Here is a 22,972-nt window from a genome sequence, read left to right as displayed (position 1 = left end):
TCGATCTTATCGGTCGACTGGAGAGGGGAGTGCGACCGTGCCTGGCTCAGGCTTGGCTGATTCATGTAGATACCTTTGCAGGCTTCGATTGCTTGCCGTGCAGAAAGGCTTCCAGTGAATCGTCCATCGCATCCATCCACGGCGTGTGATGCACGGGCGCCATGGTGCCGGTCAGCGTGGAGCGGTAGCTTTTGTTGCGATAGCCGAGGATGTCCGCTTCTTTGTCATGCTCCCACTCCTTGAAGATATCAGCCACGGCGAGAACATCGAAAGGCGGGTAATCGGTGGGCTCAAGCAGGTCGAGTATGTAGGCGGCTTGATAGTCGATGGCTTCAAAGGGATCGGCCACTTGCTCTTCGCGAGCCACCCATTCACGGCTGTCGCTGACCATGGCTTGCTCTACTGGTAGCGTGATGCGGCCAAGCATAATGTCCCGGGCATACCAGGCCTGGGCATCGAACATGTTGAACGTGTAGTACTGATCCTGCATGCCGAGGAACATCAGCTTCGGATTGGCCAAAGACACGATGCCTTTGTACAAGCCTTCCGGGTAGAGCCGGTTGCGCGTGGTCAGCGTCAACTCGTTGGGCATGAACGGGAAGTGATGCTGATACCCGGTGCACAGGATGATCGCGTCGACCTCTTTGCTGGTGCCATCCTTAAAATGTGCGGTCTTGCCGACCACATGGGTGAGCAACGGTACTTCGGCAAAAGATTCCGGCCAATCAAAGCCCATAGGCTTGGTGCGATAGCTGAAAGTAACCGACTTGGCGCCGTACTTGTGGCACTGCGTGCCGATGTCTTCTGCGGAGTAGCTGCTGCCAACCAGCAGCAAATTTTTGCCTTGAAACTCGCATGCATCGCGGAAATCATGGGCGTGCAATACGCGACCGGGGAACTGCTCCAAGCCTTCAAAGTAGGGCGCGTTGGGGGTCGAGAAGTGCCCGGTGGCGACGATTACGTGATCGAATTCTTCGGTGATCAGTTGGTCTTGCTTGAGGTCGCGCACGGTGACCGCGAACTTGCCGGTGCTCTCGTCATAGGCAACCCAATGCACCGCTGTATTGAAACGGATGTGCTGTCGCACGTTGCTTTTGGCTACGCGGCCGATGATGTAGTCTCGCAACACGGCGCGTGGCGGGTAGGAAGGAATCGGCCGGCCGAAGTGTTCTTCGAAACTGTAATTGGCGAACTCCAGGCATTCCTTGGGGCCGTTTGACCAGAGATATCGGTACATGCTGCCATGGACGGGCTCGCCATACAGATCCAAACCGGTGCGCCAGGTGTAATTCCACAGACCGCCCCAGTCACTCTGCTTTTCGTAGCAAACGATCTCGGGGGATTCAGCGCCGTCGCAACGGGCAGCTTCAAAAGCACGTAATTGTGCCAAGCCGCTAGGGCCGGCGCCAAGAATGGCAACTCTAAAAGTCATAAAGACTCCTTTCTTTAGGCGGTTCATCGCGCGCGGGATCTTGGCCCTGACGACGACTGAGCGCGGGAAAGAGTGATGCTCGTACCGGCAACGGTCGGGCCATCAAGCTCTGTAGTGATGCGCACTAAAATCGGCTTTACCGATAGTGCAATGTGATGAAGGCAGCATCTGTCGGTGAAACAGAAGGCCGGAGGGTGGGCAGGCCACCAATGAAGCGAGGGTTCTCGAGAAAACGCTGGAAGGCAGCGTTCGATCCGGTCAAACAGGAGAAAAAATGCTTGAAACCGGTCAGAACGTTAACACACCTGACGTAGGGAGAAGCCTTTTTCCTGCAAAGAACCATTGATGATGGTGAAGATCGCATGGGCCAACTTATGTATTTCCAGCAGGTGCCGGAAGGTCATGATCGTGGTGTCTTCGGAGTTAGACGCGCTGATGGTCAGGCATGCGAACTGACGTATTGGCGCGATTTCATATAGCGCTTCCTCCATCCTTCGAGCCACCGGCTCGGCTCAGTACGTCAGATGAATCCCAGTTGGTCATCGCACGAATCGCTTGAGTGACAGGCGACTCGCTATCACTTGCACTCAGAGAGCTCTGTCGGTGCGGGGTACAGCAGTGGTAGCTCGAAAGAACCTTCGGTTGTTAGCGGTATCTAAAAATAGTAGTACGCCCAACACCCCCATAATACCTGGCCTCAAAGGCTCCTAGATTTAAAAATGAGGAAAAAACGAACGTTTTATTATTTTTAATAACCGACCTAAAAGTCAGTTAAAACTTAAATATTCATATGTATCATATAGATAGGAAAAAAATGATAAATCCAATTTGACGATGCTTGAGTTGGTGCTAAACCTCATCATTCAGGCATCTAGAAGACACCCTTGCATAAGCGATAACCGATGACCTATAGATGATGTTGTGTGCAGCAAGCATCCTATCGCTTCCCTACAGATCTCTTCTTCCTGCCATTAAATAAACTTTAATGGGAAGATGGATATGAAAAGTGCAATTCATTTCGAACTGTCGAAAGTGGTTCGTGTTAAGTCTCTGCCGAACTTCACTTGCGAGGGAGGTTTTTCTCGCTCCTTTTCTTGCGCTCGTAAATATAACCAGGTCAGCTATGTCGCATTTATTGCGGCAATAGCTTTAGACCTGGGACGGGAATAGGAGGTCATCATGTATCAGGCATACATGTACAACGGCGCTATCTGGATTCTTCAGTCGGTCAACCCCAGTACTCGGAAGTTTGTCCTTCAGTTGCTTGGCGGAAACAAAGTAGTCACAGTTGACCCTTCAGAGGTCAAACTGGTCGACGTCCAACAGTTTTCTGAGCAACTTCAGCTGCAAGTGGAGAAGCATTCTGAACTCCTTGCTATCGATACTGACAAGGTAAGCGATAAACGCAAGGAGAAGGCAAGGGAACGCTTCGATGCTATTACCCTCGAAGTGAGCGGTGAGATTGACGCGGTAAAGGCTGCTGCAAAATGCAAACTGTCCCTCAGCCAATATTATAAGGTCAAGCAAGCCTACGATCCCGCTGTTGGAGTTCCATCGCTGTTGGGGCTGGCGCGTGGTCGCCCAGAGGGCGCGAAGGTCATTTTACCTGAAGTCGAGCAGATCATTCGGGATCAGATCGTTGTCTGGTACGTGGGAGAAAACCCTTCAAAAAGGAATGTCTGGAAGGGGGCTCAAGCAGAATGCGACAAAAGACATCTGCCTGTGCCTGCATATGAAACGGTGTGTGATCGGATCGATGAATACTCAAACTATGCTCTTGCCCTGTCTTCGCGCGGCAAGGACTATGCCTCAGATCACTACCAGCTCAGGACAGGCACGCGCGCACTGCTGAGGCCGCTTGAGCAAGCTCAAATGGATCACACGCTTGCAGACTGTTTTTTGTGCGCCAAGGATGATCGTAACAAAGTGGTCGGCCGGCCCTGGTTCACGCTCATCGTTTGTTCCAAGACAAAGGTCATTGTTGGTTTCTGCGTCAGTTTTCGGTACCCCTCGCTCGGCACCGTGGCGATTGCGCTTAAGCATGCCGTTACGAGCAAAGAGGAGTTCATGAAAAAACTCGGGCTGGAAGATCACGAGTACCCATATAGAGGGGTAATGATCGAGCTCTTCATGGATAACGCTCGAGAGTTTCGATCCAAGAACCTCTATAGCGCCTGCGTGCTTGAAAATATCAAAGTTCGGTATCGTAGGGAGAAGCAGGAAGGCGGCATCTGCGAGCGGCTCTTCGGCACACTGAATCTCGGGACTATTCGCGTCCTCCCGGGCGGCACCGGCGCCAGGCCTCGGAAAGACCGAGACTACGATCCTGCTAAGCATGCTTTGCTGACCCTTGATGAGTTCATTCGCGAGCTGACATTGGGTATCTGCGAGTACCATGACACCGTTGGCGGTGATGATCACAAGAGCCCACGTCAGCGCTGGAATGAGTATTTCACCGGCGAAAATGGGCAGCCTATAGCGCCAGCTCCGATACACAACTTGAAGAAATTCATCATTGAGATTCTTCCGGAGGTAACGCGGCGGGTGCAGTCCTACGGTGTGCCAGTTAATACCATCTTCTACCACACACCCTTGCTCAAAGACTTGGTCGGCAAGAAGGTTCGCGTCAAGTACGACAACGCCAACCTTTCTCGTGTCGTGATTTGGATTGATGGCGATTGGGTAGAGGCAGCAGCAAGGGGAAACCCGCCAGAAACGCTCACCGAACTTCACATCAATAACAGGTTCCGGGCGAAACACGGAGAGCTCGGTAAGCAGGGGTTAGCGGCGCGTATCAAACGCACAGAGTCCCTGAAAGCGCTCAAGGAGCGTGTCCTACTAAAGTCCCGTGAAATGATTGCGTACGAGCTAGATTCAGACGTTCCAGCGATTCCCCGTACTTCCAGTCCCGCTCCACTCCGCGAGATCATTGCCGAGCGCAGGGACTTCACCAGGATCATCAATCCGTATCAGGGAGAGGAGCAATGACGGTTTTGGACTATTACGCTGGCACGGCCAAACGTAACAGCGAGCAGACTTCTGCGCCCCCTCCTAACGTCGCAGTCTCGATTCATTCCAAGGGCGATTGCACGTCAAGCATCTGCTCCCACAGTGCGGGCGGCAACCTATGGGCTCCAACCATTCCTACTTAATCTCCCAGCTGGGCCGCATTTCTGCGGCCCCACCACCTGTTATGTTCATTTAGCCTCCCGGAGGCACCAAATGTACGAACATCTTGCTCCCAAAACAGCGCTTGTCGCAGATATGTCAGACGACGAGCGTATCGATTACTGCAGGAAAAACTTCTTTATTCATACCGACTTTACAAAGCGCGTTATTGACGACGTGCGAACGATGATCCGGATGGAACGTGGCGGGACGAACGTTTGCAGAGCGTTGGTAGGCGATACCGGCATAGGTAAAACATCTTTGATCAAGGCGATCGTCGCGGCTTGCAACACGCCTGATAGTTCCCCAGTGGCAGTTGTAGATCTCGCCAACACCGGGCGGCGAACTGATCTCCAGGAAATCCTGGTGTCGCTGCTTGGCTTTACGCAGCCCGCACAAAAGATGGCGAACATCAACGGAACCAAGCTGATCAAGGCCAGAATCGAAGAATTAGCCTTGCGCTTGCTCATTCTAGATGAAGCCAATGCCCTGGTGTCCGCTACGTTTTTCGCAGAGGGAAACCGGACGTTTATTCGTGCGATGTCCAATCCGGATATTGGCTTGAATTTAATGCTAGTGGGCACACCGCACTGTCTTGGATTTCTGCGGAAGAACGCTGAGCTCCCATCGCGGTTCGGACGTATTGATATGGTGAGCTGGGATCCTGTATCGGCAGACTTTTCACGCTTCCTGAATGGCTACCTAATGTTACTTCCTTTACGGAAGAGGTCAGCAATCGACACTCTGGACATGCAGCAGTTAATCGTCACCCTTGGTGGGCAACTCACCCGTGATATCAAGAGAATACTTACGGATGCAGCCATCTATGCAATCGTCCACGCGGTCGAATGCATCACCGAAGAAGTAATACTGAAGAGTTATAAGGAAGCCTTGGCCTTTTATGCCCCAAACGGAGTGATCTGATGAGGCCGCAATGGCTCGATTGTTCAGGAAATCAATCAGTCCTGAAGCAGTGCGAAGCCCTATTAGATGGTGATAGAGCCAACTATGGAGCACAGGGGCGTCTCATCTTCGTTATGGGTGCCCCTCGTGCGGGCGCGTCCGCGATCGCGAAGGCGCTTTATGCGGTAGCGGTACGCCGAGGAGTGCGTTCCCTAGGGTTGGGGGAGGCTCCTTGGGGTACTAATGTAAATCTGCGAAACCATTTTCTTCGATCGCTTGAGGTACCTCTGCTACCTGATGATTTCTGGAGCAACGAACTCTCCTCAAGGCCTTATGAAGCGGTAGTCGCGCTTCGGGCGTATCAGGCAGTTCTTATTGACGATGGCCACGATTACTTTCGTTGTAATAAATCAGTGGTTAGACGCAATTTCGACAGAATCCTTCAACTCACTGAGGTTCGGGCCAAGCTACAGGTGTTCATATTCGGCCTTCACGACATACTTGAACCTGTCGCGATCAAAGCAGCCAACGCAGGTATTGAGGTAATAAGGCTCTCTCTCTCCGCCATGCCAAACGACGAGCAATACCATAAGTTCGTGAATGGACTCATGAGTCGATATCCGTTTAGCAGCGAAATGGATCGACCGTTCGTAGATATTGGTTCGGTACATCGGTTCTCTAAGGGACGCGTTGGCCTGACCGCAGATGTGGTACGAGATATTTGTAGCGGCTTGGTGCTGATTTAGCACTACCGGAATATGGGAAGTAGGAGAGGCTAGATGCGATCCAGAAACCTCATCAGACACATGACTAAGCCGCTAGATGACGAAACGCTTTCATCTTGGCTTTCTAGAAACGCCACCAACCCCTATGTCGGTAATGTCCACAGTGAGTTCTTGGACAGTTGTCAGGCTATGGCAAAGGCTAGTCTAGAGGGCGATGTAGACAGGCTATGCGAGCATCAGGGGTTTCTATCCTGCTTTTCAGAACGCGATCAGGAAGTGCTCGCAATCACTTTCAAGCTACCTGATAACCTCATTGAGGTCGGCGGTAGCTTGAACTACTGCCCACAGTGCTTAGCCGATGATATCGCCAGTATGCATGCGCCGGCCTGGCGCAAAGGCTGGCGGGTGCGGGGTAATTGTTTTTGTGCGGTTCATGATGAACTGGTGCTCCTTCAGCGTCTGTCGGTGTCCGGCAGGGGGCAGTTCAATCGGGCTTGGCTGGCATTCAGTCAGCATGCATCCACCGGGGAGTTCATATTTGGAAACCACTTTATTCAGCGCCTAATTTCATTGCCTGATACCGCTGCAAAAGAACAAAAGCTGTGCAGGATCGTTCTTAAAGTTATGCGTTGGATAGAATCAGCACCGGAGTACCCAACTTACGGCCGGCCTTCCAAGCAATGCTTGGTCTTTGTGCTGGGTTTTTTTCTTTACCGTCCGTTCGCTAGATGCAAAGGAGGCATTGGTCAGTGGTTTTTTAGCTCAGTAAGATCCACTGCAGAAATCTCGTCTCAGCCCTTTAGACCTCCAAGTGTTCGTGAGCTCAGCGTCGGGGTAAAAGATTCGACACCTCGAAATATTGCATTAAGCTATCTTTTTTTAGGGTGCGCTTACAACTTACTCAGCGAAGATGACATGGAGTTTATAAACCACGCACTTTATTTCTCTAATTCCCCTTTTCCGCGGCGGGCTAGTGAACTACGGGCTCTCGCTTGTTGTTTTCAGCCTGGCCACATTTTTCAGTTCAAGCTGTCGGCTAGCAGAAATCTATATGCTGGCGACATAGCACATTTAGATTGGCTGTTTGGATAGTGCTGCACGCGTCACACATAGACGGCAATCGTCTGTCATACACCCCCTTGCAACTCACTCCCATGTCTCCTGCAGCTAAGCCGAACTCCGTACTTCCTACAATGGAGGCTATCTCCCTGCGTGGTTCTAGCAGATGATTTTCTCGGCAATAGTTAACCCCTATCGTAAAATTTGAGGTTCGCACTGGAGAGGTACCAGTATTCACGGGTTAAAAAATTCCAAGAATTGTCACTACTTAACCAATTGAATTTTCAAGCCTTATTCTTGCTTGGCTTTTTCATATGTGCCTTCCAAGCGCCTCCTCACCAATAATATGCTATAAATTGACAGTAGGTAGGGGGCAGCGCGGGCGTAGTTCAGGATTAGGAGGTGCTGGAAATTGGAAAGATATTCTCGCACCTCGGCCTCGCAAATGCTGATGATTCCCCATCAATCTGATTGATGATTGGCCTTAATGCTGCCTAGCCGCCTCCATCAATGCATCGATTTTTCCGATGGTATCTTGACGTTTGGTGCCATCATTGATGCATCTTTGGGGGGGTGCTAAAACAGTCCTAACGATTACGGATGGATTGATGATGGACGTAGAGTGCTGTTCACATGCAACAAGGCAGGCTAGCGAGGCTGGGAATTTTACCACGCTTACCTGCGACACATCCCTTTCCCGGCAGTGAGCACGAATTATGAGTAGGCCCCATTCCCTGCTGAAATTCAAGAAAGCACAGTTCGTACTTTCTAGAGTCCTTACTGAGCTGACCCAAAATGAGTCTGTCGACCCCAACTATCAGCTCGATCTTGAATTTGATCGTGAGATTAATGCTCTGCTTGAGCGCTATGGATATGATACCCAGCAGGCTATAGCACTGATTAAGCGCCACGAGGCGTTAGAGGATAGCCTCCGAATGTCTCCAGATGGAGCATTGGCACAGATCTACTTCGAGATTCTCCGCAAAAAACAATTGAAAGTTGAGCAGAAGTCTAAGGGGCTAGTTACCTGAGCTAAAGGGGTTGCTATGGGAAGTGTGGAGAATTACAAGGCGGCTGCTATGTCCGAGGAAGATGATCTGGCGATAGACCGGTTGCTCCGGCTCAAAAGTGAGATAGATGCCAAACTGGTTGAGCTTTCTCGGATCCAAGGTAACTCCGAATTCGTCCGTGAAGTAGCTTTTGTTGCTGAGTTCAAGGCGCTTAGGCAAAAATATCAGTTCACGTCTAACGATGCCTTTGCCATGTTGGATCCTGGCTCTTTATTTGGGGGCAAGCTTGACGTAGAAAAATTTTTTGAAGCTTTGCAAAGTGTCACCCCACAAGATGCTCTCATCACACCAGCCACGAAGGGTAGGGCGTTGATGCGGTACCGCAACCCTTTTACCGGCGAAGTAATTGAGACAAAGGGAACGAACAACAAGAAGCTGCGAGAGTGGAAGTCCAGCCACGGGAGTCAGATCGTGGAAGGATGGAGGGAAATTTAGCAAGCTCCAAGCCTGGTGTTTGATCAAGTCACCACTAGGGCACTACGCAAGCATTTGAATGCGTGATTTCATCTGCCAAGGATGAACTCTAATCGCTAATTCTTTTTCCAATACTCCCTCACCGACGTCAAAGCCAGCCCCAACTGCGCCGCTGCCTGCTGCTGCGTTGCACCTTCCGCTTTGAGTGCCAGCACCGCTCTCTCGTTATCTGCGTTTAGCGGTTTGCCGCGTCCTCGTTTAATGAGATTACCGTCAGCATCGAACTGATCGCTGAGCACCTTCATGCCACCCTCAGCCTCGAAGGCCGCCACGTCGGTCAACGCACGGCCAATTACAGTGAGCGGTTGCTCACCCTGGCGGTGGGCAATGCAGAGGGTAAGCATTGCGATCGGGTCGAGGCCAAGGGATTGCGCCAGCTCGTCAAATTGCTCGACGGTGATGCTGGTCTGCGCGTTCTCGAGAGCACTGACTTTACGTCGGTGGGTCGCATCCGAGACGTCAGCGTACTTGGCGCGCCGGATAAGGCGGAGCGCCCGAAGTACGCCAGCAAATGCGGTTCTCAGTTCCATGACTTTCTCAAAAGTCAGGATATAGCCATAGCTGAGCCTTACGGATAAACGTCAATATAGTGTATTATCCGTATTTCCAGGCTCGTAGGAGAAATGCGGGGAGCGCTTGAGTAGGCTACTGGAGCGAAGAAGTCCCTCTGTATGGGTGTGGTGCGCAGACCAGCTCTAGCCTTCGTGCTGATGCCTCTCTAGCAGCGGGATCGTGGTCGGCCAATCAGGTCGTTCGAGCGCGTTTCAGTCTTTCGATTACGCACCCAGTCAGGGGCTCGCGTGATAAGCACAGCAAAAGTATTCACGGAGATTTTGAGATTGAGTACAGATAAGAACGAAGGTGCTGAAGGGTTACTCGGCGGGCCTGGCAGTCCTCGCCAAGGATCGACTGACGACGACGAGATTCTCATCGAACTGGTTAAGGCTCTCTTCCCCCGAAAGCCTTACTGCCTTGTAGAGGACTGGACAATCTTCAACGTTGACGTCGCCGAAGACGAGCTACAGAAAGTCCACGCAGCCGGAAAGCTACCGCTGGTGTTGTTTGCTCACAATGTCCGCTTTGACAGCGAGCGGCGTTTTGACGTCGGCGACTGGGTACGTTCCACAATGGCGGTGTCATTTCAAGACGGCTTCCTTTTTGAAACCTGGAACACGATTTATGTGCTTAAGGGGCCCGGTCACGAAAAAACAGCAAGCCTCGAGACAATCTTTTCTTTCTTTTAGATGACGCGTTGCCCAGGCACGATTTCAGATCGAGACAAAAATGTTTAGAACCAACATCGAAGACATTGAAGGTAAACCGGGCATGTTCGGGGAGGGGCTCGCGCACTGGCACGGTATTTCGCGTGCGTTGAACATCCACTGGTATCACGTATGCGTCAAAAAGAGGCTCGACGGTCGTTTCATAAACATGATTGATATGTTGAATGACGAGACACGGCTGCTCGAGGCTCTTGAGTTGCAGAACGAAGACTTTGTCATTACAGAAATCCAAGCGTTGACACCCTCTTGGATGAACGGCAGTAAAAGCTGGCGAATGGAAATAATCAAGGCGGTTTCCATCGGCCATGATCGTAATGGCGGCGTGATATGTGTGCTTGAGGTTGAGAGCGGCAAGATCTACACAGACACTCACGATCGCTCTTTTAAGCCGGAGTCGTTGACCAACGTCAGGAAAATTTACTGACGTTTTTACTCCATCGCTGGGCGATTACTGAATCGGACAAAATTAATGAGCGACATCCACGAAGTCGAGCTTCACTCAAAACGTCTCACGGATTTCCAGTTACGCCGGATCGTTGGTGCAAGTGAATACGTCTACGACGCGCCCATTACTGCATGCTTGAGTGACGTTTTCATATATGCAAAATCAGCCGTGGGTGTAGTTTATGGCCACGTAAATCAGGGCCCGCACGGGCGGTACGCAGACGGACGACTTCTGCGCACCAGCGATATCCGTCAAGTGCGGAAGGAAGGGCGGTTTTGGGTGCTAACTACTCAGAATTCCCGATATGTCGTCGCATCTTTCAAGCGAGAAAACGGCAGGGCTAGTTTTAGAAGCTTTCTACGGCGAGCTGAATATAGTTTTCAATAAACGAGCTCTCACTACCAACGACGATCAAGAAAGCTGCTGGCTGCTAGGGTCGTCTTTCGGATGATTCGCGAAATTTGAGGGGGTAGGAGATGGAATTGCTCATTCAAAAAGGGGAGCCACTCAGCTTATCGTACGGCATCTTTGCGTCATACCATCGCGACGGCCCTCTCAAAGCCCTCCGAGATTTCGACCTTCTAGAGGTGATTGAGGTATACAAAAGTCAGATCTCGGAAACTGAGGATGAATACTCATTGCTGTCGAATTTTCATGATTACCTAATCGCACACGCGTACATAGAGAAAACGCCGTGCCGAAATATTCACCTCGGCGAATTCAATGGTTTCGATGTGAGACAAAAAGTCGATTCTGATGAATGAGCATCAAGGTTGAAGCTTTTTCTGGACTGCGAGTTTACTCGGCTCAACAAAGACACCAGGCTCATCTCTTTGGCGCTAGTGGCTGAGTCAGGTCAGGAGTTCTACGTCGAGCTTCTGGATACCTATGACGTCACTGACTGCAGCGAGTTTGTGATCGAGCACGTACTCCCACAGCTCAGTCCATCGGATTACGGTCAAACCTTGGTGGTAGCTCGAGCATCCTTGAGCGGCTACCTCGCGCGCTTCGATGAAATACTCGAAATATGTACGGACGCCCCGGACTGGGACTGGGATTTTTTTTGTGACCTGGCATATGTGGATCACCGCTGGCCAGCAAATGTCATGAACCGGCCGACCAACCTCATCACGCTATTCAGCGAGGCAAACACCGACGCCCTGCAAGATGTCGAGCTCCCTGAGCTGCCACATCACGCTTTATTGGACGCACGGATCCTTGCATTGCTTTGCAGCAGCCTGGCGTCAGCTCGTACCACGCCTTAGGTCAGAAAATATGCGGAGGATCTTTGATGGCTCTTGATGACGACACGGTGTACTGCGATGTTCAAATGCCCGTCACGCAGGGTCGAGAGCTACTGCGGTTGGTGAATGCCTTGCGCGATTCAGGAGGCCATCCGAACCTCGATACAGTTTTTGCACATATGCAAATTGAATTGAGGATGTCGATCGATATCGTCGAAAACCCACCAGATTGGGGAGCTGCCGAGCCTACTAAGCATTGAAGGCATAAGGCTAGGCGCTGGCGCGAAGAGGCGATTGCAGGTTGCAGGTTGCAGGTTGGGGAATCAAAAGTCGTCCTTGATCAGTGTGCGTCAACGAGGCGCGCGAGCTCGTCTGCTACCCCGGCACTAGCAGCGAGCTCAAATACAGAAAATGGAGCATTGAATCATATGACGGATGACCTATTGCCCATTTTACGAGGGCGCTATCCAGAGCTTTTCTCCGATACCCATCTTCGGGAAATTGCATGCTTGCCGGGATGGTTAAATCTGATTGATGAACTGTGCCGCACTTTGCAAATTCACCTGGATTCTCATCCTGATGTTCCTCAGGTGGAGGTGCTCCAAGTGAAGGAAAAATTTGGTGGGTTGCGCTTCTATTTTTCTGGCGGTGATACGGCGTGCCGTGGGGCGGTTGCCGCTGCAGAAGAGCGGTCGCTCTCGACTTGCGAAGTTTGTTGGCAGGCCGGGAGTTTAGGAGGGGGGCGTTGGCTGACCGTACGATGCATCGAGCACGTCCATTGGTCACCCTCTGACGACTACAAATGACGTGATCGGATGCGAGCCATCGACCTGATGAAACAGCAGACCGCTCACACACCGGTTTAAGAATGCGGGGAGCGTTGCTCGGTCGGGTAATCCAATGAAGCTTCAGATCTATTCAGATCTGCACTATGAATTTTCTAATTTTGATCCTGGCCCTAGCGGTGCGGACGTGGTCATCCTCGCGGGTGACATAGACTTGAAATCGCGAGGGGTGAAATGGGCAAACGAGGTGTTTCAGTGCCCGGTAATCTACTTGTGTGGCAACCATGAGTACTACGGTGGGCACATCGAACATACGCTGCGCAAAATGAAGAAAGCGGCAGCGCCGAATGTTCATGTGCTCGAAAATGAAGTCCTGATCCTGGATCAAACCCGGTTTCTGGTCACTACAGCATGGACAGATTATTCGTCGACTGGAGATGTCGTTGCGGCGAAACGCATCGCTTGGGAGTGGATGAACGATTTCACTGTGATCAGAACAGATGAGAGTTACCTGCGGCTTCGCCCTGATGATCTGATTGCGAAATCCAAAGCAGCCTAAGCTTGACTCTCTGCAGAGCTGGATAAGCCATTCGACGGCACAACCGTAGTGGTTACGCAACACGCGCCAACCTTGGAGCATGTCGGTGATGACCTGCCTGAACAGGTGGTCGCAGCCTATGCGAATGATTTGCCGGAGCTATTGGGTAAGGCTGATCTTTGGGTGTACGGACATACCCACGTCGCAGCGGACTTCGCTAAACAGGGTTGCCAGATCGTTTCCAATCCTCGTGGCTACCCGGGTCAGACAACCGGTTTCGATCCTAATTTTTTGATCGAGCTTTGAAAAGCAGCGGTTTAGCGAGGAGGGTCACACGCTCGCACAGTGGTACCCCCTGTCGACTGTGATGAGTCTTTGTTTGACCGCAAACCCGGTTCAGCGGTTTTCTGTACAAACATACAGTATTTCTGCGATTTGCATTATGATCACCATCCTAGGCCCGCTTTCCAGTAGCGGCGTTAAGCTCCCGTTTTATTCCTACCGCGTTCCAGCAGGCTTTCCGTCGCCAGCGGCAGACCATCTCGGGCAAAAGGTTTCACTGGATGAGCTTTTGGATCTGAGAGCACCCCATATGTACCTGGTGCGCATCGAAGGCGACAGCATGATCGGTGCCGGAATTTTTCCGGGTGAACTGGCCATTGTGGACAGATCCCAAGAAGCGGAGTCAGGGCATATCGTCATTGCGGCATTAGATTGCGAGCCCGTCTGTAAGCGGCTGGTCAAGGAGTGCGGGCAGATCATTCTGAAGTCTGAGAACCCTAAATACCCTTCGCGGTACATGATGGATGGAGAAGAGCTGTTGGTCTGGGGCGTCGTGATGTACAGCGTGCGCAGCCATGAAAAAGCTTGATCCTCTCTTCTTACTGGTCGCATGCAACAGCCTCTTCCCAAGTAAGAGAGGATGCACCGAGCGCAGCAATGACTATTCCGTGGCGTACTAATAGATCGATTAATCCAAAGTGAATAGATATGTCGCCTGTCTTCGGTTTTTCAGTTATTGGTGATCTAGTTGAGACTATTTTAATTTCTAATCGCGATATTTGTAACGGCCGTGAAGCAAGTTTAACTGCGGAAGGTTGAGCGCGAGATAAACAAAAGATAGTAAAATCAAGTAGTTATTAAGGGATACGAAAAAAAATCTCAACAGGGTCATTTTTTATTTTAAACAGGCTAGTATTTTTGTAGAACGTTTGTTCTGTAGAGACTACCAAGCGTGAACAATGTGGTGATAATCCAAGAAAGGTATCTTCCATGTTTATTGTCACAAACCGTGAGGTGAAACCTTCTGCTTCTGGCATTAAGCAACTCGGACTTAAGCCGAACTCCGAGGGGCCTAATGAGCTGCGCTTAGCTGAAGCTGAAAAGGATGAAGGCAAATGGAAGATAAAAATACTTCCAAATATACTTACCGCTCCCATGCGAAAAGCAGTCGGCTTGCCGAGTGATTCTGAAACGGCCTATGCGAGTGAATACGTTGCTCGGATAATTTTTGAACGCATTCTTCAACAGAAGAAAAATCTACTTTTCTTTGTCCATGGCTATAACAATGACGTGGAAGCTGTTCTGGACAGAGCTCAACGCCTTGAAGAACTGTACGGAGTAGAAGTCCTGAGTTTTTCCTGGCCCGCCAACGGAGGTGGTGCCGCTGGAGTTGCCTCCTATAAAAGTGATAAACGTGATGCTAGAGCCTCCGTAGGAGCGCTTGATCGGTGCCTGGGCCGTATGGCGGAGTTATTCCGCGATTTAACTCTGGAGCGAAACAAGGATCTGGAGGTAAAGGTTGATGCGAAATTCAAAACAGCTGCGAACTCTGAAAGGCGTGATGCTCTGCTAGTAGAGTTGCAGGAAAAAACTTGTCCTTTTACAGTGAACATGATGGCTCACAGTATGGGGAATTATCTGTATGAGCATACCCTACTATCGGTGAGTTCATATGCTAATCTTCTCTTATTTGATAATGTCGTCCTCGTTGCCGCTGATGTAAACAACCTAGATCATCCAAAGTGGGTAGATAGAATCCCGTGTCGAAAGTCAGTTTTTGTAACTATTAATGAGAATGATCAAGCGTTACGCCTTGCGAGAGCCAAGATTGGCGACGATCAACTTCCTCGTTTGGGGCATTACCGACACAATTTGGAGGCTAAACAAGCTATCTATGTGGATTTTACGGAGGCTCCGGGGGTGGGGAGCAGTCATGCTTATTTTGAAGGTGAGCCAGTAGTTAATGTGGCATCCGCGCCATATAGATTTTTTTATAAAACACTAAATGGTCAAAGTGCCCATGATGACTTGACGTTCGATAGTGGCATCAAGGCGTATCGACTTAAATAGGTTAGGTGACCCTATGATAATTAGAAATAGATACAAAGTAAGCGTCCGACGCGCAGGCCTATCTTTGAAAATTTCTAGTTCGCTTCGATGGGCCGATCGAGGTGTGCTCAGATGCGCCAAAGTGGGATTGGGATTTCTTCTGTGAAATGGCCTATGTGAATTCAGGCCTGCTGCTCTCGACTCTTGAAGATGGTAAGCACCCAGGGAGTCGCGATGAGCGGTAAACCTAATCAACACATCCTGTTGGAAGCTGACCCAAATCGCTAGAGACGTAGAAATCCCTAAAAACCGTAAAATAATCATTTATCTTACAGCTGTCTCGATATTGTAACGCCTTATGAAGAGTTACGGATTTGACCAATCGTATTTCATGAGCTAAACGGTAATGGAGCGTTTCAAAAAGCCATCTGGAATACACGTCATGAACAAGAAAATTTCGTTGATGATTTTTGTTCTTTTTACTCCATCTTTTTCAGTGTCCGCTGAACAAATCATAATTCCAGAGGAATATGGAAACTGGTACAAGGAAAATAAATTTACTGAAAGTGATGCTTCGTTGTCGGCTGATAGTAAAGCAATAGATATGGCTATAAAAAAATGGAAGGTGCCCAGAAATGATAATGCCTGGCATGTAAGTGATGAGCAACTCGAAAAGTTTGATAGCTTGGTTCAAGGTAAGTCACTAAAAGATATTGCAATCATCAAAAGTTTGACAGGCGATCCTGTTGTCGAGCACAGAAAACAATATCTAATTGACTACGCTAATAAACAAGCTGGCACTTTTAAATCCTTAAATCCTCAAGATCTAAGGTCTTATTTGGTAAATGAAAACTTAGGGTTGTACCCGCACGAAAGAATTTTCACGATACCTGCCACAGAAAAATTGAAAAACAATAGAGATTCGTACATCGACTACGGCCCCCCAAGGCTGGAATCGAAACTTCCGTATTACAGTAAACTCCCGAAGGGTTCGAACGAACAAACCACTGGCGAAGGAAACGGGCCTGAGATATACACACCGAACTCAACTTTCGAAAATGATTATTCAGCGACTACTATTTCGTTGCCATCTGGAAGCTATAGTTCAATGAAGTCTGAGTCTGAAGGGTGTTTGGGTAATCTAAGAGCGACTGCTGGGTCAAAAGACCCAGAAAGAGCCGAAGTGTATAAGTGCTTTAGGTTCTTGAACGATGAACTTTATGATGCTGTAGTTTCTCGCAAAGACTTTGGTTATCTCAGTGCATTACCCCTGCTTGCCAGTATTGTTGGGGATGATTCAAAGCATATCTGTATGGCCTCCTTTTATAAAGAGGGTGTTTGGATCACAGCCAAGCATTGTGTTACTACTCTGAGATTATCAGAAGGTATCAACCTTGTCGTTGGCAATGAATTAATAAAAGTTATGAAGGATATGGTCACCCGGTGCTCTGGATCATTCTGTGATGTGGGATTCATTTCCGCTAAAACTCCTGTTGTAGATTTGAATAATTTAGAATTGCAGAACCCAAATCTGGCAGCTGTAAATTGGGGGGCGGAGATCTTCATTCCCGGAATAGAAGAGGGGGAAAGTATAGACAGGAAAGCACCCATGAACAGTTTTCGAGCCCAGCTAATGTGGTCTGATGTGGGCCGAGGATATTGCAAAGCCTTTAAGGTAAAGAAGGGCTGCATTAATCATACCTGCAGCACACTTAACGGGTTTTCTGGAGCACCGGTTTACTGGATTGACAAAAAAGATAGGAAAATCCAGCTGATTGGAATACATACCGGGAATTCCAGGTTTTTTGGTTGCGCGGGCTCTGAGACAAATTATGCTGTTACCTCTGACCAATATCGTGGAGAAAATTAATGAAATATAATTTCATTATAGCCTTGGCCGTATTGGCGGGCTGTAGTAATTGGGAGGACAGCTCTTTCAATACTGGTGAGATTGAGTACACAGCGCTGAAAAAAAATCCACCTGTCAATGAGGTTAGAGTTTTTCAATTTGCAGATGAGAAGGGGGCGTGCCCGCTTCAATCCACACTGGAAACACCGGAAGCATTAGTTTTGGCAGCCATTGGTTATGGTGTTAAAGAACTCATCGCTTACGGCAAAAGCGAATTGGAACGGAGAGCTCAATACCTGGACAGTAATATTAAATTGAATGGTCGTAGCGTACTGACAACTGCTTGGCCAACCCAGGAAACGGATGATAAATCTGGATTGTGTCTGCTCTTGGTGGCAGGTGAGTTTTCCGCTAATTCGACTGGTGACGAGGTCTTGAAGAAATTTGGACAAGCCGTCAAGCCCAATATGGCGTTTGAGGGGCGGACGGGGCTTAAGGGGATACTGAATCAATACGAACTGCCTGTGCCCGGTCTGACAGCGATCGTGGGGCCATTTACTGGGCTTGTCAAAGATCCTTCCTTTCTGGCAGAGGTTAGGATCACAACAAAAATGAGTCCCGATGGAAAAAGAGCTTACGTCGTGACACCCACCTACCTTGTCTACCCCGCGCCACTACATAAGATGACTGCTAATGGGCCACGTCGCAAGGTGAGCATGGACTTTGTACTGGGAGATGCAACAGCGTCTGTTTCTCTGGATGATTTTCAGAGTGGCGGAATCTATGACTCCGCAAGCCTCAAAACACGTTATTCGATTACTGAAAGCGTAAATGGCACCCCTTTCGGCGCGGTCGGAATGGTAGTGACAGAAGGGCCTGACAAACTCCCTACCGCAAAACTTTTACGAGAGCTCGCAGCCCAAGATGAAGCACTTAACAAACTCGTGGATTCGAAAATTAAGGCTATGACCGCAGAGAAAAGCGCTGGGATCACTGAACAATAGTGGATATCCGAACGGGCATTGCGCCAAGGATTCAGGGCTTTTTCGTAACAAATACGAGTTTATCCGCGTTACGGATTTTCCTCACCCTAATCGCTAGGCTCCTCATCATAAATATCGCCCATTGTGGTTTCGCCAGGCTTGCACATCACGGCTTTGAAAGCCTTCTCCATAGGCCCAGGCTGGCTCATCGAGATTGGAAGGTATGTTGAGCACGTGGAAATCGAGCTTCATCCAGGAGCAGAAACTAGGATGGTCGTTCGCCTGTTTCAATTTCTGGTACAGGGTGTGCCGGCTACCACAGCCGCACAGGTACACAGCAAGATTTTTTAAATAATCGAGGCAAGCTGGTTTTTAACAAGTTGAGGTTTGATTTCGGATACCACGCCATGTCGGAAATATTTAAAAGAAAGAGCATGCGGAGCATATTGTTTGCATTGCCAATAGTGCTTGGACTGAGTGGCTGTACAAGTAATCCTCCGGTAGTATTTTATAAGGGGGTATCGCTAGATATACTGCTGCATACTATCTACATCGACGGGGACGGCAATTTTCTAGACCCAATCAGCAAAAAAAACGTTGCGAGTGGTGGAAGTCCTAAGGTCATTCAAAGTCAAGAGCAAATCTATGTAGATGCAATCCTGGAAAATTTTACGGCAAAAAAAGAAGTGTAACCCAAACTTAAAAATGGTTGTTTTTGTTCATGGAGGCCTCAACAATTTTGACAGTGCTACCAGCCGCCCAGTTAAGGCAACCAAGTCTATGCTAGATGATGATAGGTACCCGGTTTTCATTTGCTGGGACTCGGCGTTCATACCTAACAACGTAGACCATCTTTGGCGCCTACGAAAGGGTGTTACTCGCTCTGTACAAGGGCTGCTCAGTTCGCCTTTTGTCGTGCTGGTGGATTCGGGGCGCTCAGTGGTCAAAATTCCTTCCTCCACTTACAAGGAAGTAGCTGAGCCTATAATCGTGTCCAAACGAATCAATAGCTCTACCGAAACGGATTACCAGCTAAGGGTCGATCGGTTACCGGCGATGGATTTTTACATAAATAACCAGGGTAAGCACACCAGTGTGGGCTCAGACTACTACACTGTCTGGAACCCCATTAAAGTTTGATGGCGCCTCTTGTAGATGGTTTTGGAACCGATGCCTGGGACGGAATGCTGCGGCGCACCGATCTGGTTCTTACAAAAAATAGTGCATTCGAGGGCGATATAGCCAGAGCCGACGAACCTGTTAATTTTAGTAAAAGTTTAAGACCAGACGATACCGCTGCGGCGTTGTTTCTGCATGGTTACGAAACCGGTGAACTGACGCGGAATCAGCCCGTGGAATCGATAGGCCACAGCATGGGCGCCATAGTTGCAGTAAACATACTGGTTAGGCGGATCATCATTTATAACAAGGTAATATAAAGACCGACTAATGGTAGGGCGCAGCACCTGGCGCAGAACATGCCTCTGAGCCAGACTCACTTTGGAAATGCGATAGCTTTGATGCTTGGGCGTTTGACTGGGCAGAAAAATTAATTAACTAGGAAATTACGAAGGGGATTTTTATGTCTTATAAGGATGATTTCACAAGTGCTGACGGTTGTTCGGCAGTGGATGTCAGTATTCGACTCAACAATGCTAAAGGGAGAGTATTTCTTACCCTCCTGCGTGAAAAAGGCGTTGATACGATCATTCGCTATTATGCAAGCTCGGCTAGGCCAAAAACTATTACATCCGAAGAAGCGAAATTTCTTTCAAAAGAGGGTTTTGGGATTCTTCCGGTATTCCAAGATAGCAGCCGAAGCATTACAGATTATTCCCAGCAAAAAGGGTCTGCCAATGCTAAAAGCGCGATGGATTTCGCCAAGTTAGTGGGCCAGCCAAAAGGCAAGGGTAGCACGATCCTGTTCGCCGTCGACGCAGACTATTCCCCAGAACAGATTGATGGCCCAATATTTGATTATTTCCAAGCGATCAAAGATCAGATTGGTAGTGACTTTTCTATAGGGGCCTATGGCAGTGGAGCCGTACTTTCGAAGCTCCTGGCAGAACGGCTGATCACAGTTCCGTGGATATCAATGTCACGCCTTTTTTTGGGAACTGAGCAGTTCTTCTATTCCAATCGTTGGGCTATGCGTCAGGTGCCTCCAGAGGCGAAGCATTCAGCTTCTGGTGTTGGATATGACCAAAACGTCGTAAGAGTTCCTCGGAAGGAGCTTGGTGCCTTCCTAGTCGATGAGGTGGGGCGAGGGTATCTGGTCTTGGAGGAGGAGGTCGACGCGACACTCGGTGGCCATTCAACAACTTTGGCCACGGAAAATCTGGCTGGAACTGATCGATTCGTCGCGACCGAAGGATTGCGACTGCGAAGTGCCCCCAATGGCACTATTATCCGGGATTTGACTATCGGCGAGAAGGTGATCGATCTCGGTACCGCGACTGAGGACGGTTGGCGCAAGGTCAAAGTGGGATCCGAGGAAGGGGTCGTATTCGGTAAATATCTACGCGAATCGAGTCGCCCGGAGGTTGAGGCTCTACTGCGTGCAGCTTTTGATGAGTGGTTGCGTTTCGACAAGGGGCATGCCAATGAATCGGCGGATCCATATTACAGATATGTCCGAGAGATGTGGGCTGCTATCGGAGAGCCATATGACGGCCGTAGTCGTTATTCTAATGGTTCGGAAGTCCCTTGGTCAGCAGCATTCATTTCATGGGTCGTACGAAAGGCTGGCGCTGCTTATGCTAATTTCCAATTTGCGGCAAGCCATTCGGTATTTGTGAATAACGCTATCAAGGCACGCTTTACGAATCGCTTGGATAAACCATTCTGGGGGTATCGCATCACCGAAAAGCAACCGGAGATCGGCGACATCATCCAACGCAATCGTGGATCTGGTACGTTTAGCTACTCCTATGCCGAAAATCACTCTTCATATAATAGCCACTCGGACATCGTCGTGGAGGTGACCCCCGACGTTGCTCGAGTAATTGGTGGCAATGTAAGTGATACGGTCACATTAAATCGTGACCTTCAAGAGTACCATCTAGATACCGAAGGATTCATAAAGCCAAATCAACGGGTGATCGCGCTACTCAAGAACCGCACCGGCCTCACGACCTGATGGCGTAGTTGGATTCCATTAAAGCACGGCAGGGCGGGTTATCGATGTCGTAACCCGCTATTTTACGAAAAAAGTTTTTTAAAGCGCCCGGCAAACACACCCTCCTTTGCGAGAGGCTTAGAGGCCTGAAAGTTTGTATTTAAGTCACTGGCCATGCCATAGCACACCGACTTTCGGGAGCGAATCTGTAGTGGTCAACTAATCCCGGACACGACGTTAAGTTTTTCCTCGGCCCGCGCTGGTGCCAACCCCTCGTTGAATTGGTGAGGCCGAATCCAGTTGTAGCGATGCATCAAAAAATGGCTGATATCGCGCTGTGCTTCCTGCGCAGTTCGATAGCCCACGGTCGGTATCCATTCTGTTTTCAAGCTGCGAAATACGCGCTCCATCGGTGCGTTATCCCAGCAGTTTCCTCGTCGACTCATGCTCTGGCGCATGCGGTATCGCCACAACCGCTGGCGAAAGAGTCGGCTTGCATATTGCGATCCCTGGTCCGAGTGGAATAGCAGATCCGAAGGCCTGCCACGCTGCTCGTAAGCCATATCCAGCGCTTTGATCACCAGCTCAGCGTCTGGCTTTTCCGACAGCGCCCAGCCCACGATCCGACGCGTACAAAGATCCAGGACGACAGCCAGGTAATGCCACTTTCCTTGCGCCCAAATGTAGGTGATATCGCCGCACCAGACTTGATTGGGCGCTGGCACGTCGAACTCGCGGTTCAATGTGTTCGGGATATCCAGTCTTTCTACTGTTGCTCGTTTGTAGGCATGGGAGCCGGGTTGTTTGCTGACTAAATCAAGCTCGCGCATCAAGCTACGCACTTTGAATCGACCGAGTTGCTCACCGTCTTCACGCATCAGCGACAGGATGCTGCGACTGCCCGCAGAGCTGCGACTTTGCGAGAACAGCTCACTGACGCGACTACGCAATCGAAGCCGTTCAACATCCGGCGTGCGGCGCCGCAGGCGCTGGGCGTAGTAACACGAGCGAGTGACGTCAAACACCTTGCACAGCCAATCAACCGGCTCATGTGCCCTCAACTGGTCAATCAGCGCGAACGCTCGTGATCTTCCGACATCAAGAGCGCGGTAGCCTTTTTTAGTATTGATTTCTCTCGCTCAAGCCGAGCAATCCGGGCTTCCAGCTCCTGAATTTTTTGCTGTTCCGGAGTCAGTGCCTTGCTCTGCGGGGTGACGCCTTTATGTTCTTTCTGAATCTGGTCAACCCAGCGGCGCAATGCCGATTCACCAATGCCGAGTGAACGGCTGGCTTCGATGTAGCTGTAGTTTTGTTTGAGCACAAGGTCGGCAGCCTCGCGCTTGAATTCAGGAGTAAAGGAGCGGCGTTGTTTAGTCATCTGACACCTCGATCTGGCGAGCATTCTCGCCTAAATGGGTGTCCGGTTTCATTAGACCACTACATAGGTGTAGTCAACGACTTCTCTACAAACTTCTTATCGAGCGCTTCTGATCTAGTCTATCGCTTGTTTCGCAATGGCCACATGCTCGCATCCACCATTGTTCCAATCTCGATCAAGATCCACC

At 49.8% G+C, this 22,972-nt stretch carries 20 protein-coding genes and 1 pseudogene; 17 read left to right on the top strand and 4 right to left on the bottom strand.

Translation table 11 applies throughout. From position 1 onward, the window contains the following. Positions 1-61: 61 nt before the first annotated feature. Both JIO00_RS14535 and JIO00_RS14530 read right to left on the bottom strand, forming a co-directional pair. Positions 62-1,432, bottom strand: coding sequence for an NAD(P)-binding domain-containing protein (locus JIO00_RS14535; protein ID WP_077748449.1), 1,371 nt, complete (start codon positions 1,430-1,432; stop codon positions 62-64). A 305-nt stretch (positions 1,433-1,737) separates the two neighbouring features. Beyond that, positions 1,738-1,923, bottom strand: a pseudogene (locus JIO00_RS14530) (IS5/IS1182 family transposase); the annotation flags it as partial. Between the two features lie 688 nt (positions 1,924-2,611). Between JIO00_RS14530 and JIO00_RS14525 the strand changes: the two are divergent. The 6 genes from JIO00_RS14525 (at position 2,612) to JIO00_RS14500 (ending at position 8,792) form a co-directional block, all read left to right on the top strand. Further along, entirely contained in the window at positions 2,612-4,420 is a 1,809-nt protein-coding gene (locus JIO00_RS14525; RefSeq protein ID WP_200668589.1) for a Mu transposase C-terminal domain-containing protein, read from the top strand. Between the two features lie 234 nt (positions 4,421-4,654). Beyond that, a complete protein-coding gene (locus tag JIO00_RS14520) occupies positions 4,655-5,524 on the top strand; it encodes an ATP-binding protein (protein WP_200668588.1) in 870 nt (289 codons plus the stop codon). Next, the gene (locus JIO00_RS14515) at positions 5,524-6,249 is read left to right on the top strand and encodes a hypothetical protein (protein ID WP_200668587.1); all 726 of its coding nucleotides are present in this window, start codon (positions 5,524-5,526) and stop codon (positions 6,247-6,249) included. Before JIO00_RS14520 ends, JIO00_RS14515 begins: the two co-directional genes overlap by 1 nt. A 33-nt stretch (positions 6,250-6,282) precedes the next feature. Then, the gene (locus JIO00_RS14510) at positions 6,283-7,320 is read left to right on the top strand and encodes a TniQ family protein (protein WP_200668585.1); all 1,038 of its coding nucleotides are present in this window, start codon (positions 6,283-6,285) and stop codon (positions 7,318-7,320) included. 683 nt (positions 7,321-8,003) lie between these two features. Then, the gene (locus JIO00_RS14505) at positions 8,004-8,318 is read left to right on the top strand and encodes a hypothetical protein (protein WP_200668584.1); all 315 of its coding nucleotides are present in this window, start codon (positions 8,004-8,006) and stop codon (positions 8,316-8,318) included. Positions 8,319-8,366: 48 nt separating this feature from the next. Continuing rightward, complete coding sequence (locus JIO00_RS14500; RefSeq protein WP_200668583.1) at positions 8,367-8,792, top strand: DNA binding protein; 426 nt, start codon at positions 8,367-8,369, stop codon at positions 8,790-8,792. Positions 8,793-8,887: 95 nt separating this feature from the next. On the opposite strand, the gene JIO00_RS14495 is transcribed toward JIO00_RS14500, so the two are convergent. After that, a complete protein-coding gene (locus JIO00_RS14495; RefSeq protein WP_200668582.1) occupies positions 8,888-9,361 on the bottom strand; it encodes an XRE family transcriptional regulator in 474 nt (157 codons plus the stop codon). 309 nt (positions 9,362-9,670) lie between these two features. Here JIO00_RS14495 and JIO00_RS14490 point away from each other — a divergent pair, with 309 nt between their 5' ends. From JIO00_RS14490 to JIO00_RS14440, 11 genes are all read left to right on the top strand, one after another. Continuing rightward, positions 9,671-10,075: a DUF6957 family protein gene (locus JIO00_RS14490; RefSeq protein WP_234452958.1), complete on the top strand. Its 405-nt coding sequence runs from the start codon at positions 9,671-9,673 to the stop codon at positions 10,073-10,075. Between the two features lie 40 nt (positions 10,076-10,115). After that, positions 10,116-10,538 (top strand): hypothetical protein, encoded by a 423-nt coding sequence (locus tag JIO00_RS14485; protein ID WP_200668581.1) that lies wholly within the window; start codon positions 10,116-10,118, stop codon positions 10,536-10,538. Positions 10,539-11,332: 794 nt separating this feature from the next. Further along, a complete protein-coding gene (locus JIO00_RS14480) occupies positions 11,333-11,824 on the top strand; it encodes a 3'-5' exoribonuclease (RefSeq protein WP_200668580.1) in 492 nt (163 codons plus the stop codon). A 26-nt stretch (positions 11,825-11,850) separates the two neighbouring features. Beyond that, positions 11,851-12,063, top strand: a complete 213-nt coding sequence (locus JIO00_RS14475) for a hypothetical protein (protein ID WP_200668579.1) — start codon at positions 11,851-11,853, stop codon at positions 12,061-12,063. A 168-nt stretch (positions 12,064-12,231) separates the two neighbouring features. Then, entirely contained in the window at positions 12,232-12,609 is a 378-nt protein-coding gene (locus JIO00_RS14470; RefSeq protein ID WP_200668578.1) for a hypothetical protein, read from the top strand. Between the two features lie 94 nt (positions 12,610-12,703). Continuing rightward, entirely contained in the window at positions 12,704-13,147 is a 444-nt protein-coding gene (locus JIO00_RS30165) for a hypothetical protein (protein WP_442793945.1), read from the top strand. 418 nt (positions 13,148-13,565) lie between these two features. Beyond that, complete coding sequence (locus JIO00_RS14460; RefSeq protein WP_442793952.1) at positions 13,566-13,997, top strand: LexA family protein; 432 nt, start codon at positions 13,566-13,568, stop codon at positions 13,995-13,997. A 401-nt stretch (positions 13,998-14,398) separates the two neighbouring features. Beyond that, complete coding sequence (locus tag JIO00_RS14455; RefSeq protein WP_200668575.1) at positions 14,399-15,478, top strand: alpha/beta hydrolase; 1,080 nt, start codon at positions 14,399-14,401, stop codon at positions 15,476-15,478. A 421-nt stretch (positions 15,479-15,899) separates the two neighbouring features. Further along, a complete protein-coding gene (locus JIO00_RS14450; protein ID WP_200668573.1) occupies positions 15,900-17,327 on the top strand; it encodes a trypsin-like serine protease in 1,428 nt (475 codons plus the stop codon). Continuing rightward, positions 17,327-18,310 carry a hypothetical protein gene (locus JIO00_RS14445; RefSeq protein ID WP_200668571.1) on the top strand — a complete coding sequence of 328 codons (984 nt, stop codon included), beginning with the start codon at positions 17,327-17,329 and terminating at the stop codon, positions 18,308-18,310. Before JIO00_RS14450 ends, JIO00_RS14445 begins: the two co-directional genes overlap by 1 nt. 1,561 nt (positions 18,311-19,871) lie before the next feature. Then, complete coding sequence (locus tag JIO00_RS14440) at positions 19,872-21,428, top strand: DUF2272 domain-containing protein (protein WP_200668569.1); 1,557 nt, start codon at positions 19,872-19,874, stop codon at positions 21,426-21,428. A 194-nt stretch (positions 21,429-21,622) separates the two neighbouring features. Here JIO00_RS14440 and JIO00_RS14435 read toward each other — a convergent pair. Beyond that, positions 21,623-22,785, bottom strand: a protein-coding gene (locus JIO00_RS14435; RefSeq protein ID WP_200666142.1) for an IS3 family transposase whose coding sequence is annotated in 2 segments (ribosomal slippage) — positions 21,623-22,530 and positions 22,530-22,785 — 1,164 coding nt in all. Because the reading frame shifts where the segments join, the coding sequence is not laid out codon by codon here. Between the last annotated feature and the right edge of the window lie 187 nt (positions 22,786-22,972).

Origin of the sequence: Pseudomonas sp. SW-3 (assembly GCF_016615645.1) — a bacterium.
In the GTDB taxonomy this organism is placed as follows: domain Bacteria; phylum Pseudomonadota; class Gammaproteobacteria; order Pseudomonadales; family Pseudomonadaceae; genus Aquipseudomonas; species Aquipseudomonas mandelii.
This window is presented reverse-complemented; position numbering and strand designations above follow the sequence as displayed.

Bases quoted from the DNA above. Each gene is read 5' to 3' on its own strand.
- JIO00_RS14525 (WP_200668589.1), top strand. From the start codon at position 2,612: ATGTATCAGGCATACATGTACAACGGCGCTATCTGGATTCTTCAGTCG.
- JIO00_RS14495 (WP_200668582.1), bottom strand. From the start codon at position 9,361: ATGGAACTGAGAACCGCATTTGCTGGCGTACTTCGGGCGCTCCGCCTT.
- JIO00_RS14445 (WP_200668571.1), top strand. From the start codon at position 17,327: ATGAAATATAATTTCATTATAGCCTTGGCCGTATTGGCGGGCTGTAGT.
- JIO00_RS30165 (WP_442793945.1), top strand. From the start codon at position 12,704: ATGAAGCTTCAGATCTATTCAGATCTGCACTATGAATTTTCTAATTTT.
- JIO00_RS14470 (WP_200668578.1), top strand. From the start codon at position 12,232: ATGACGGATGACCTATTGCCCATTTTACGAGGGCGCTATCCAGAGCTT.
- JIO00_RS14510 (WP_200668585.1), top strand. From the start codon at position 6,283: ATGCGATCCAGAAACCTCATCAGACACATGACTAAGCCGCTAGATGAC.
- JIO00_RS14500 (WP_200668583.1), top strand. From the start codon at position 8,367: ATGTCCGAGGAAGATGATCTGGCGATAGACCGGTTGCTCCGGCTCAAA.
- JIO00_RS14455 (WP_200668575.1), top strand. From the start codon at position 14,399: ATGTTTATTGTCACAAACCGTGAGGTGAAACCTTCTGCTTCTGGCATT.
- JIO00_RS14475 (WP_200668579.1), top strand. From the start codon at position 11,851: ATGGCTCTTGATGACGACACGGTGTACTGCGATGTTCAAATGCCCGTC.
- JIO00_RS14515 (WP_200668587.1), top strand. From the start codon at position 5,524: ATGAGGCCGCAATGGCTCGATTGTTCAGGAAATCAATCAGTCCTGAAG.
- JIO00_RS14535 (WP_077748449.1), bottom strand. From the start codon at position 1,432: ATGACTTTTAGAGTTGCCATTCTTGGCGCCGGCCCTAGCGGCTTGGCA.
- JIO00_RS14505 (WP_200668584.1), top strand. From the start codon at position 8,004: ATGAGTAGGCCCCATTCCCTGCTGAAATTCAAGAAAGCACAGTTCGTA.
- JIO00_RS14485 (WP_200668581.1), top strand. From the start codon at position 10,116: ATGTTTAGAACCAACATCGAAGACATTGAAGGTAAACCGGGCATGTTC.
- JIO00_RS14440 (WP_200668569.1), top strand. From the start codon at position 19,872: ATGTCTTATAAGGATGATTTCACAAGTGCTGACGGTTGTTCGGCAGTG.
- JIO00_RS14520 (WP_200668588.1), top strand. From the start codon at position 4,655: ATGTACGAACATCTTGCTCCCAAAACAGCGCTTGTCGCAGATATGTCA.
- JIO00_RS14450 (WP_200668573.1), top strand. From the start codon at position 15,900: ATGAACAAGAAAATTTCGTTGATGATTTTTGTTCTTTTTACTCCATCT.